The following is a 12132-nucleotide window of genomic DNA, read 5'->3' on the forward strand; positions in this document are numbered from 1 at the left end:
TTATGAAATTATATGTGTATGGATTTTACCACTTGGTGGCCTGACCTGAGGTCGGCCCGCCCGCGTCGAGCGGGCGGGCCGGAGTGGTTCCTGCCGCCGCCGGGGGCGAGCCCGGCGCTTCTGTGATCGCGTTCAGTCCTCGGAACCGGCCACGGACGGATCCTCCAGCTCGTAGCGGAGCACGCCACCCGTCGCCGGGAAGGTGTCCGGCAGGAACGCGGTGCCGGCCGGGCGACCGTCGAGGGTCAGGGACCGTACCCGCGAAGTCGTCGCCGACGCCCGCGGGGCCAGGACCGTGAAGGTGACCCCGTTGCCGCGGTGGACGGTGACGGCGGGGAACAGCGGGCTGGCGAGGGCGAGTTGGGGGCTTCCCGGGATGTGCGGGTACATGCCGAGGGCGGCCCACACGGCCCAGGACGACATGGCGCCGAGGTCGTCGTTTCCCATGAGGCCGTCGGGGCGGTCGGCGAACAGGCTGGTCAGCACCCGCCGCACGGTGTCCTGGGCCCGGTCGGGACGGCCCGCCGAGTCGTAGGCCCACGGGGTGCCGAAGGACGGCTCGTTGCCCAGGTAGGCGTACGGCTCGTCGGGACCGGCGTTGAGCCGGGTGAAGAAGGCGTCCAGGCGGGCGGTGACAGCGGCGTCGCCGCCCATCGCGGCGAACAGGGCGGGCAGGTCGTGCGGGACCATCCAGGTGTACTGCGCCGCGTTGCCCTCGACGTACTCCGCGCGCTGGGCCGGTGTGAAGGACGGCCGGCTGCCGTCGGCGGCGCGGGGCTGGAGGTAGCCGCTCGCGGGGTTGAACAGCGAGCGCCAGCTGCCGGCGGCGCGCGTCAGGGCCGCCTCGCTGTCCGTCTCGCCGAGGCGACCCGCGAGACGGGCGAGGGCGCCGTCGGCGACGGCGTACTCGAGAGTGCTGGACGCACTGCCCCAGACCCCCTTGGTCGCGGTGGGGACGTAGCCCAGGCTGTCGTACTGCTCATGGCCCGGTCGCTGCCTGCTGTCGTGCCGGCCCGCCAGTGCGGTCCGCAGCAGGCCCTCCGCGTCGAAGTCGGTGGCGCCGAAGGCGTGGATCGAGGCGGCGATCGCTGGCAGCGGGTCGCCGACCATGACGCCGGTACCGCCGTTGGCCACGGTCCAGCGGTCGAAGTACCCCGCCTGGCGGCCCTGTTCGAGGATCGACTGGGCGATGTCGGAGGCCTCGTGCGGGGCGAGCAGGGCCAGCAACTGGACCTGGGAGCGGTAGACGTCCCAGCCGGAGAAGTCGGCGTACTGCGCGTGGCCGGGGCGGGTGCGGTGGACGAGGCCGTCCATCCCCGGGTAGCGGCCGTCCGCGTCGCTGAGGACACTCGGGTGCAGCAGCGAGTGGTACAGCGCGGTGTAGAAGATCCGACGCTGCTCCTCGGTGCCGCCCCGCACGGCGATCCTGCCGAGCCACCTGTTCCACAGGGCGCGGGTCGACCGCCGTACGGCGTCGAAGGGGCGGTTCTCCTGTTCCACCAGGGCGTTGGCGCGCGCGGAGTCGACGCTCACGAAGGAGATGCCCACCCGGGCGGTCACCGTACGGGTACCGGGCGCGAAGGAGACGTACGCCCCGGAGCTCTTGCCGTCCAGGGGCTCGGCGGTGGCGAAGGGCTGGTCGAAGACCGCGTGGAAGTAGAGCCGGTAGCGGTTGGACTTGCCGCAGAAGCCGCCACTGTCGGTGTGTCCCGACAGGGTGCGGGACCCGATGGTGATCTCTCCGGTGGCGCCGTTGAACGCCCGGGCCGCGTCCACCGTCAGCGCGGCCGGCTCGGTGCCGTCGGCCGGGTAGGTGAAGCGGGCGACGCCGGAACGCCGGGTCACGGCGATCTCCGTGTGGATGCCGTTGTCGAGGCGGACCCCGTAACTGCCGGGCGACGCCGCCTCGTTGACGTGGGAGAAAGTGGCGAAGCGCGCGGCCGGGTCCGGGTCGGGGCGGCCGGAGAGCGGCATGAAGGGGATGTTGCCGTAGTCGCTGCAGCCCGCGCCCGAGATGTGGGTGAGGCTGAAGCCCCGGATCCGGTTGTCGGGGTACGCGTAGCCGCCGTGCTGGTACGTGACCGTGTCGGGGCTCCACTGGATCCCGCCCAGCGGCGCCGAGGCGCCGGGGAAGGTGTTGCCCCCGCCGCCGCCGTGACCGAAGTCGACGCCGCCCGGTGACGTGCCGACGAAGGGGTTGACGTAGCCGGCCGGGTCGTCGGTGAGGCGCGTGGTGAGGGGCGCCGCGTGGACCGGGGGGGCCAGCAGGACGGCCGAGGCCAGGGCGGCCGCGAGGGGGTGCAGGCGCAAGAAGCTCTCCTGGAAGCGGTCGGGCGTCGTGGTGTCGTACGACGACGGTCCGCTCACGGTCGCCTCCGGGAGGCCCGATCGCGTGACGCCTGGCCGCGGCACGCCGATTAATCAGGCTCCCGGCGCAATGCCCAGCCAGGTCGGCATGATGGGGGTGCGGCGCGGCAGCTCGTGGCAGCCGCGCCGCAAGTGCGGTGTCCGCGGGGGACGTTGCCGGGGCGTCAGCCCGTCGGGGCGACGGCCCGGCCGGTCTGCGGCGAGATCATCCCGGCGCACAGGCCGCGGGCGGTGAGGCCCTGGGCGATGCGCGGGACGGCCGCGACCGTGTTGGCCGGCCAGTCGTGCATCAGGATGATCTGGCCGTTGGTCAGCCGGCCCGCGGCCTGGACGATCGCGTCCGTACCGGCGCCGTTCCAGTCCTGCGAGTCGACGTCCCAGATGATCTCCCTCAGCCCGTACTTGGCCTCGACCGTCCGCACCGTCGCGTTGGTCTCGCCGTACGGCGGCCGGAACAGCCTGGGACTGCCGCCGCCCGCGCCCGCGATCGCCTGCTGGGTGCGGGAGATCTCCGAGTCGATCTGGGACTGGGCGAGCTGGGTGAGGTGGGGGTGGGTGTAGCTGTGGTTGCCGACCCACATGCCCGCGCTCACCTCGGCGCGGACCTGGGCGGGATAAGCGGCGGCGTACTGGCCCTCGTTGAACATCGTGGCCCGCAGCCCGCTCTGCCGGAGCGCGTTCAGCAGATTCGGTGTGTTGCCGGAGGGGCCGTCGTCGAAGGTGAGTCCGACGTAGCCGTTGCAGGTGGCGGCTTGCGCGGGAGCGGTGGCCAGGGCGAGGGAGCCGGCGGCGAGGGCGACGGTGGCGGTGACCGCCAGCAGGGGCCGCAAGGGCGCGGCCCTCATGACGACACCGTGATGTTCGAACTGCCGCTGCTCTGGTAGCCCTCCGTCGCGAGGATCATGTAGTACTTGAAGCTGCCGAGGGGCATGCCCGCGCGGGCCCAGGCGTCGAAGTGGTTGCCCGTGGTGATGGAGCCGCCGGTCCGCTTGGACTGCCGTACGCTCCAGTACTGGTTGAAGGTCTTGTTGCCCTCGACGGACGGCGCGTTGTACCGGGTCGTCTGGTAGATGTCGTAGGTGCCGCCGTCGCTGGTGACCGTGCCTTTGTACGTGCCCGTGGGCCGGTAGGTGCCCCAGTTGTCGACGATGTAGTACTCCACGAGCGGATTCGACGTCCAGCCGTACAGAGACAGGTAGCCGTTGCCCGAGGGACTGAAGCTGCCGGAGTACGACACGGTCCTGCGGGAGCCGTTGCTCCAGCCCTTGCCGGCGACGAAGTTGCCGGTGTTCCGCCAGCTGGTGCTGTAGTTCCCGCCGGAGCCCAGGGTCATCGAGACCGTGCCCTGAGCGTCGGTCCAGAACGAGTAGTAGAAGCCGTTGTTGCTGCCGGTCTGGTTCGTGGTGATGACGGTGGCGGCCCGGGCGGTGCCGGGCAACGCCAGGGCGGCGGTGGCGCCCAGCAGCATCGCGCAGGCGGTCCGGCGGGTCGTCGTGGGTGCGGGTGCGACGTCCATGAGCGGTTTCCTCCGTGTCCTCCAAGGGGGTGGGGTCCGGTCGAACAGTGTTGGCCTGCACCCGTCAAGCGTCAACAGTTTCGGTCGGTATTTCGAAACATTCGGCACCCTGAATGGCGCTCGGACGGAAAAATGAGCAGCTCGAAGCGGCAAGTGATGTGAATGAGCCGTATGGCGCATTTTGCCGAGAAGATGAGACAGATGAAGAGACCTGCGATTCTCCGAATGTTTCGAAGCCCTTCCGGATGAAGTCACACGTCGCGGTGCTCGATGCCCAGCAGGCTCGCCGCGGCGCGGAAGTCCGCCGCGTGGTGGCCGAGGGCGAGGGACCAGTGGTGGCCCACGCCCGTGGCGCTCCAGGCGTCGACCCATTCGCCGGGGTCACGGCCGAAGTCGACGCGGCTGGTGGTGTTGCCGATCTCCAGATGGGGGCCGGGAACGACGGCGCCGTCGGCGGTGACGAACGACAGGCCGCCGTCTGCGTCCTGACCGAGGCCCAGCAGGGTGACCGGGCCGTGCCTAACGTCGAACTCCACGCTGACGCCCCAGCCCCGCTTGCCGTGGTAGACGCCGAGCCCGCGCAGCAGCGGATCGCGTGCGCTGACGGCGAGGTGGCCGGGTCCGTCATGGCCCATCTCCACGACGCCGGCCTCGAAGTCGAGGGCCTGGATCTCGGTGAACGAGCCGCCGGCGCCCACACTCTGCGAGGCCAACTGGGCGACGCTGGTGCGCAGTTCGTACTCGCCGGCCGCCGGGATCCCGCGCGCGGTGAGCAGGGAGGCACCGAGGATCATGCCGGCGCCGAGCCGTTCGTGGAGTTCGCCGTCGAGGCCGCGGTGGTAGTACGCCAGGGTGTCCAGGCCGAAGTCCTCGACGAGCCGGTCCAGGGCGACCGAGACGCTCGCGCCCCACGCGAAGTCCTCGTCGGCCACGCTCTCGTCGACGGTGAACAGGCGCCGGGCCAGTGCCACCCGCTCTCGGGTCTCCGCGTCGGTCACCTTCTCCACCCGGTGGCGCAGATCGTCGAACTCCAGCATCTCCACGTGCGAGCCGAAGGCCGTGGGCAGCAGGGTCAGGTCGGTGGACACGTCGAGCATGCCCGGATACAGATGCCCCATCAGACCATGCCGGGCGTGCCGCAGCGCGGCCCGCACATGAGCCGCGCGGATCCACTGCTCGATGCGCCGCCACGCCGACTCCTGCCGCAGCCAGCCCGAGACCGACCGGAAGGGGATGCCCGCGCGCCGGAAGACGTTGCCGACCTCGGGCACGGGGCACTGCCCGCAGTAGGCCAGCCAGGCGCCCGTGTCGAAGGTGGCGTGGTCCATCCGCTCGGTGGGCTGCAGGTCGACGACCAGGACCGGGGTGTGCGAGCGCCGGGCGATCGGCAGCACCATCGACGAGGTCAGATACGTCGTCAGGAACAGCACGATCAGATCGCAGTCGGCCCGGCGCAGCCGCTCGGCGGCGGCCGCTCCCTCCTCGGCGTCGGAGATGAACCCGACGTCCGTCACCTCCGCGTCCAACGCCCCGATCCGCTCGGCGACATACCGCGCCGACTCCCGCAACTGCGGCAGCAGTCCCGGGAACTGTGGCCAGTAGGCGCCCAGACCGCCGGCGACCAGTCCGATCCGGGTACGGCGGCGACCGACCGGGGGAAGCAACTCTTCTACGGGCACGGGGCGTTCGGCGGTTGCCATGGTCGATGCTCCTCGTGAGGTGCGCGGTCGGTTCAGGTGGGTGCCACCCGCAGGTCGGCCGGGTCGGGGTGCACACGGGCGGAGCGGCGGATCAGGATCCGGACGATGAACACGCCGGCGAAACCCGCCACCGCCATGCAGAGCGTGATCGACCAGAGCAGGAGTGCGGGGCTGCGGTCGAGCAGGGCGGGCGTGAAGAAGGCCGCTATGGCGAACACCCCGCGCGAGACGGCGTAGGTGAGGCCCTGGGTGGTGCCGCGGGTGTCCGGGGGCAGGGTGAGCTGCGACCACACCTTGTAGTTGGCCTCTCCGGCGAGGGGGCTGGAGAGCTGGTAGAGGACGAAGAAGACGAGGATGCCGGCCAGGGTGCCGGCGGTGGCGGAGGCGATGCAGAAGGCGGCGACCTGCACGACCGCGGCCGTGTGGAACAGCCGGTCCCGCCAAGGGGTGTCGGCGACCTTCACGAACGCCACGGTCAGCAGCAGACCGATCGGGAGGAAGGCCAGGTTGATCCCGGTGGCCAGGCTCTGCGAGGCGCCGCTGACGGTGACCACCAGATAGGTGCCGAACTGGCCGAAGGTGTTGGCGCCCAGGCCCCAGGTGACGTAGAAGACGAAGGTCGCGGCCATCGGCAGCAGCGCGGCACGGTTCCAGATGTTCCTCAGCGCCACGCCCTTGGGCGCGATCTCGCCCGCGATCAGCGGCGCGTCCCGCAGCTCCACCCGGGGTGCCGCGTCCTGCTCGCCGAGCCTCAGCCGGGAGCGCAGCAGCCAGGTGACGATCGCGGCGACGGCCAGATGCCCCGTGATCAGACGCGCTCCGACCATGCCCGTGGTCGACAGGACGAAGCCGAGGAAGATCACCACGACGATGCCGAGCATCCACATCACCTGGGTGAAGGCCACCAACCGGCCGCGGGCGTAAGCGGGGGCGGCGTCGGAGACCACTGCCAGGGAGGTCGGCAGGTCGGCGCCCGCCGCCAGACCCGCGACCAGGACACCGGCCAGCAGTACCAGGTCGTTCGGCGCCAGGGTGATCAGGATGGCCCCCAACGCGTAGCAGAGGATGTCCAGGTTGTAGACCCGGCGCCGGCCGAAGAGGTCGGCGAGCCGGCCGCCGACCAGGGATCCGACGGCGATGCAGATGGTGACGATGGCGCTGATCGCGCCGGCCATCCACACGCCCATGTCGTAACTGTCCCGGTAGATGGCCAGGTTGACCGAGATGCTGACGATGAGCGCCGCGTCCAGGTAGGAGGCCATGCCCGACAGGGCGGCGACCTTCCAGAGCAGCCTGGGGACGGGTTGTTCCGCTTGATCCGGTGAAGCCGAGGGTCGGGCCATGATGCGACTCCGTCGTCTGGGGAATGGCCGAGCGGAGGGGGACGTCGCGGCTGAAGGGCCGGGTCGCAGTGACTATATGAGCAAAAAAACGTTCCAACAAGGCGGGAAGCACGCATCATCTGCGCCAGAGTGAATGCGACTCCGATGGACTCCCCGGTCTGGCCGCGGCGCTTTCGGTGTTCTACGGTGAATCGGATGTAGAACGTTTTTTGATCCATGAGAGCGTCCGATCCGTGACCGGGAGGACCGCGTCCGTGATCTCCCCAGAGCTGCGACAGCTGTTTGAGAATCCACCCCGGGACTTCGGCCCGACCCCGCTGTGGTGGTGGTCCGGCGCACGGGTCACCCGCGATCGACTCGCCTGGCAGATGCGCAGATTCGCCGAGGGTGGCGTCCACAACCTCGTGGTCATCAACCTGGCACCGGCCGGCCCGAGTTTCGGCGCCCGGGCCGACGAACCGGCCTGGTTCGGCGAGGAGTGGTGGGCGCGCTTCACCGACGCCTGCGAAGTCGCCCAAGACCTTGGCGCGCGCCTGTGGTTCTACGACCAGATCGGGTTCTCCGGCGCCAACGTCCAGGGAAACGTGACCCGATGGCATCCCGAGGCGACAGGCCGAGCCCTGCGCCCGCGCCGGACGGTCGTCGCCAACGGCAGGGTGGAGCTGCGGAGTTCGGAGACCCTGGTCGGGGCCTACGACTCCGACGGCCGACGCCTCATGGACCTCGCCGCCGCCGAGGGGCGCGAGGTCGAACTCGTCACCGCCGTACCCACCGCATTCGACTACCTGGACCCGCACGCCGTGCGCCTGTTGCTGGACGCCGTCCACCACGAGTTCGACCGCCGCGTCCCCCAGTACCTGGGCAACGTCATCGCGGGCAGCTTCCAGGACGAACTGCCCGGCACCAACTCCTGGAGCCACCGCTTCGCCGAGGAGTTCCGCGCCCGGCGCGGCTACGACCTGCTCGACCATCTGCCGGCCCTCTTCCACGACGCCCCACAGGCGACGAGGATCCGCGGCGACTACTACGCCGTCCGCGCCGAACTCACCGAAGAGGCCCTCTTCCAGCCGCTCGCCGCCTGGCACGAGGACCGTGACATGCTCCTCGGCTGCGACCAGACCCACCCCGCACGCGCCGGCCATCCGACCCAGTCGACGCAGCTCTACACCGACTACTTCCGTACCCACCGCTGGTTCGGGGCGGCAGGCAGCGACCACCACGGCGACTCCAAAATCCACTCCTCCATGGCCCACCTCTACGGCCACGAACGCGTCTGGATCGAGGCGTTCCACTCCTCCGGCTGGGGCGGCACGCTCGAGGACACCTACGACTGGCTCCTGCCGTTCCTACGCAGTGGAGCCAACCTGTACAACCCGCACGCCAGTTACTTCGGCACCGCGGGCGGCTGGTTCGAGTGGGCCCCGCCGTCCACCGACTGGCGCCAGCCGTACTGGCCGCAGTACCCCGCCTTCTCCCGGGCCGTCGCCCGGATCTGCTCGATCATGTCCTGGGGGAGCTACAGCGCCGACGTCGCCGTCCTCCACCCCACCGCCACCTCGCAGGCCCGTATCCCGCTGGACGCGCCGATCCGGCACTTCGGCGCCGGCAGTCTGGGCGAAGGACACGCCGAGGTCGACGAGACCCAGGAGCACTATCTCGACCTGTGCGGCATCAACAACTGGCTGCACCCCCGGATCGGCGCCCTGGACCGCCACCGCGTCGCTTTCGATGTCATCGACGACGCTTCCGTACAGCGCGCCGCAGTATCCGAATGCTCCCTACGGATAAGGGACTTGGCCTACCGGGCGGTACTGCTGCCCTCGACCGACATCCTGGAGGAGGAGACGGCACGCCGTCTCACGCACCTGCTCGACGCGGGCGGGCGGGTCGTCGCGGTCGGCCGGGTACCGACCGCCGCGGCCGGGCTCGCCGGTGACGACCCGGCGGTGGCGGCGCTGACGGCGCATCCGAGGCTGGAGCGGGTGAGCGACGCCGAGGCCGGCGCGGCGGCCGTGGCCGACGGCGCCGCATACGCGACGGGTGACGTGCCGCTCCTCGTCAGAAGGCGCGAGGGGACGGCGGTCGCCCTGGTCACCGGTGCCTTCCCCGACGCCCGCCGGCACCCGCCCGGGGGCAACCACACCGTCGACCCCGCCCGCTACGCCCGCACCACCTCCGTCACCGTGCACGCCCCGGTCAGCGAGGCCGAGGTCTGGAACCCGGCGACCGGAACCCGGCACCCCGCCCACGTCACCGTCTCCAACGGGGTCTCGACCCTTGACGTACCACTCGACGGCGCCCCCGCCGCCCTCGTCGTCTGGCGCGAGGGCAACCCGGCGAGTCCCATGCCCGCGTCAACGCCCCACGAGTTTCGCACGATTGACATCTCGACCGGCTGGGACGGCCGCCTGGTACCCACCATGGACAACACCTGGGGCGACCTCGCCCTGCCCGCCGGTTCATCCGTCGACGAACCCCAGATCTGGACCATGCGCTGGACCGAGAACGACGCCGACTGGGAGAACTCGCGGGTGACCTACGGCAACAGGGTCCGCGTGCTGCCTCCGCTGCCCTCAGCGAAGGCCCCCGATCCACTCGATCCCGAGGCCGTCGCACGCGTCCTGGCCGGCGACCAGCCCCTCGTCCCCTGGGACGAGAACTGGGGTGTCGGGCTGTTCTCGTCGAGCCGTGGCGTGCCTGATCCCGAGGGGCTGCTGGGCAACAAGGGGATGGTGAACGAGGAGTTCGTGCGGGTCCCGGCGCCGGCGGACGGCACGGTCGCCCGGGTCCGGGCCCTCGTGCGGACCGACCATCGCGGACCCGCCGATCTGCACGTCGGCGCCGCGGCGGTCAAGCGGGTGTGGTGGAACGGGGTGTCGCTTCCCGCCGGCCCCGGCTATCTGGCCACCGCTCGAGTGGAGGTGGGGCAACCGCACAACGTCCTGGAGTACGAGCTCGCCGACGCCGAGGAGCGGCCTTCCCAGATCCTGGCCCATGCCCATGCCTCCCTGGGCAGCTACTTCTGCCTCTCCCTGCCGGACGGGTTCTCTCCGCGTCCGCAGTTCATGTGTCTGCCCGAAGGAGTACGGCCGGACGGCGCGGCCACCTACCGGGGCCGCATCCATGTGCCCCCCGAGGGCGCGCGAGCGGTGCTGATCGTCGGGGCGGCGGTGGGTGTCACCGTGCTGCTGGACGGAGCCGTGGTGGCCCGGCAGGAGAAGGTGGAGTACTACGAGTCCGACTGGGGTGCCGTGCCGATGTTCTTCCGGCACGAACTGGCCCTACGGTCGGGCGATCACGTAGTCGATCTCGTGGCCGACGGCGCGGTGTTCGTGGACCTGGTGGCCGACGCGGGATCGGGCGCGACCGCTCTGGTCAGCGGCGCCGGTTGGGAGGCGGAGGCAGGGGAGTGGCGCGGACGCACCGTCGAACTCGTCGGCCGCTGGGGTGAGTTGCAGCACTGCCATGCGGCGGTACGGCCGCACCCGTTGCCGGACACCGAGTGGCTCACCGGCACACCGGTGCTCGGCACGGCGGTACTGCCCCTGCGGACGACCGATGACATCCGCGCGAGCACCCAGCGCTTCCGCTTCACCGTGCCGTCGGGGACAGTGGCGCTGGACCTGCCGGTGGAGCCGTCCGCAAGGGTGAGGGTCGGAGGCGGCGCCGAACAGCCGCTGAACGGAAGCGAGTTGACTCTTGAGGGGCCCCTGCGGGAGCCGACCGGGATCGAGGTCCTCACTGCGCCCACGGCCACTCGGCGGGGCGGATCCGCGTGGCGGGGTCCGGTGCGCGTCCGTACCGTGCCGGCTCCGCTGCCGCTGGGGGACTGGCGGTCGCTGGGGCTGGGCGGCTGGAGCGGTGCGGTGACGTATGCGCGGGAGCTGGAGGTGCCGGTAGGCCCTGATCCGGTGCTGGATCTGGGGAGGGTGCGGGGCAGCGTCGAGGTGCGGGTGGACGGGGAGCGGGTCGGGGAGGCGTTCTGCGCGCCCTACCGCTTCGCACTGCCCGGTGCCGCCGGGCGGACCGTCCGGGTGGAGGTGACCGTTCACGGCACCCTGGCGCCGTACTTCGCCGAGGCGACCCCGACCGCCTGGGCGTTTGCCTGGCAGCTCTCGGCGGGGCTGCTGGGACCGGTGACGCTGCGGGTCGCGGACTCAGGGGCCGGAGACTGACCGGGTGGAGTCCCGCAGGACCAGGCCCGGCGCGAACACCCTTGCCTCATGGGCGTGTTCGGCACGCGCCTCCACCTCGTCCAGGAGCATCTCCACGGCGGCCCTGCCGAGATCCTCGACGGGCTGCCGTACCGTCGTCAGGGTCGTGCCCACGAAACTCGCGATGTCGAGGTCGCCGTAGCCGACCACCTGCACGTCCTCGGGCACCTTCACGCCCCGCTCGGCGAGTCCGCGGCACAGACCGGCGGCGAGGAAGTCGTTGGTGCAGAACACACCGTCGGGCAACTCCTCCAGGCGGTCGGCGATCCGGGTGCCGTACGCCACCGTCATCTCCTCGGCGACCACCTGGCCCAGCCGTGCCTCGCGCCGGGTGCGCACGGCCTGCCGGGCGCCCTGGTACCGGTCGGCGCACTGCCGTATCGAACGCTCTCCGTTGACCACGAGGATGTCGCGCGCTCCGCAGTCCAGCAGGTGCTGTACGGCGATGCGGCCGCCCGCGATGTCGTCGACCGACACGGAACAGCCGTCCTGGGACGGCATCGCGCGGTCCGCCAGGACCAGGGGGATGCCGCGTTCCCGCAGCCTGTCGAGGCGGGTGGGATCGGCGCTGAGCGGTACCACCACGACCCCGACGGCCCGCTGCCCGGCCAGCATGGTGAAGTAGCCCTGCTCCCGCTCCGGGGCGTCCCCGCTGTGGCAGAGGACGAGACTGTAGCCGTGGTCGTAGGCCGCGTCGGCCGCGCCCCTGGCGATGCGGGAGTAGAAGGAGTTGGTGACGTCGGGCAGCACCAGGCCGATCGACGAGGAGTGGCCGGTGCGCAGGCCGGCGGCCGCCGGGTGGGGGACGTAGTCGAGTGCGGCGACCGCGTCGCGGACCCGTGCGGCGGTGCGGGCGTTGACGCGCTCGGGGCGGTTCAGCACGTTCGACACCGTCGACACCGACACGCCGGCGGCGGCCGCGACGTCCTGGATACGGGCGGGGCGAACCGGAACGACGTCCACCCCCCTCGCTGTGAAAGCGTCGCGCGACC

At 71.1% G+C, this 12132-nt stretch carries 7 protein-coding genes; 1 reads left to right on the top strand and 6 read right to left on the bottom strand.

All coding sequences use genetic code 11. The features are described from left to right. Window positions 1-132: 132 nt before the first annotated feature. The 5 genes from ABZ453_RS13850 to ABZ453_RS13870 form a co-directional block, all read right to left on the bottom strand. The gene (locus ABZ453_RS13850) at window positions 133-2367 is read right to left on the bottom strand and encodes a GH92 family glycosyl hydrolase (RefSeq protein WP_359014788.1); all 2235 of its coding nucleotides are present in this window, start codon (window positions 2365-2367) and stop codon (window positions 133-135) included. A 164-nt stretch (window positions 2368-2531) separates the two neighbouring features. After that, a complete protein-coding gene (locus ABZ453_RS13855) occupies window positions 2532-3212 on the bottom strand; it encodes a polysaccharide deacetylase family protein (RefSeq protein WP_359014790.1) in 681 nt (226 codons plus the stop codon). Beyond that, the gene (locus tag ABZ453_RS13860) at window positions 3209-3883 is read right to left on the bottom strand and encodes a glycoside hydrolase family 11 protein (RefSeq protein WP_359014792.1); all 675 of its coding nucleotides are present in this window, start codon (window positions 3881-3883) and stop codon (window positions 3209-3211) included. The genes ABZ453_RS13855 and ABZ453_RS13860 overlap by 4 nt, the downstream gene beginning before the upstream one ends. Before the next feature lie 251 nt (window positions 3884-4134). Beyond that, window positions 4135-5583, bottom strand: coding sequence for an L-fucose/L-arabinose isomerase family protein (locus ABZ453_RS13865; RefSeq protein WP_359014794.1), 1449 nt, complete (start codon window positions 5581-5583; stop codon window positions 4135-4137). Window positions 5584-5615: 32 nt separating this feature from the next. Further along, complete coding sequence (locus ABZ453_RS13870; RefSeq protein WP_359014796.1) at window positions 5616-6926, bottom strand: MFS transporter; 1311 nt, start codon at window positions 6924-6926, stop codon at window positions 5616-5618. Between the two features lie 254 nt (window positions 6927-7180). On the opposite strand from ABZ453_RS13870, the gene ABZ453_RS13875 reads away from it, so the two are divergent. Then, on the top strand, window positions 7181-11101 hold the full coding sequence (locus ABZ453_RS13875) for a glycosyl hydrolase (RefSeq protein ID WP_359014798.1): 3921 nt from the start codon (window positions 7181-7183) through the stop codon (window positions 11099-11101). Here ABZ453_RS13875 and ABZ453_RS13880 read toward each other — a convergent pair. Further along, complete coding sequence (locus ABZ453_RS13880; RefSeq protein WP_359014800.1) at window positions 11084-12103, bottom strand: LacI family DNA-binding transcriptional regulator; 1020 nt, start codon at window positions 12101-12103, stop codon at window positions 11084-11086. The genes ABZ453_RS13875 and ABZ453_RS13880 overlap by 18 nt on opposite strands. Window positions 12104-12132 lie beyond the last annotated feature (29 nt).

This window comes from Streptomyces sp. NPDC005799, from assembly GCF_040630525.1.
Taxonomy (GTDB): domain Bacteria; phylum Actinomycetota; class Actinomycetes; order Streptomycetales; family Streptomycetaceae; genus Streptomyces; species Streptomyces griseorubiginosus_B.

What these genes read in the sequence shown, in the direction of transcription:
- ABZ453_RS13855 (WP_359014790.1), bottom strand. Translation starts at nt 3,212, where the DNA reads ATGAGGGCCGCGCCCTTGCGGCCCCTGCTGGCGGTCACCGCCACCGTC.
- ABZ453_RS13860 (WP_359014792.1), bottom strand. Translation starts at nt 3,883, where the DNA reads ATGGACGTCGCACCCGCACCCACGACGACCCGCCGGACCGCCTGCGCG.
- ABZ453_RS13865 (WP_359014794.1), bottom strand. Translation starts at nt 5,583, where the DNA reads ATGGCAACCGCCGAACGCCCCGTGCCCGTAGAAGAGTTGCTTCCCCCG.
- ABZ453_RS13870 (WP_359014796.1), bottom strand. Translation starts at nt 6,926, where the DNA reads ATGGCCCGACCCTCGGCTTCACCGGATCAAGCGGAACAACCCGTCCCC.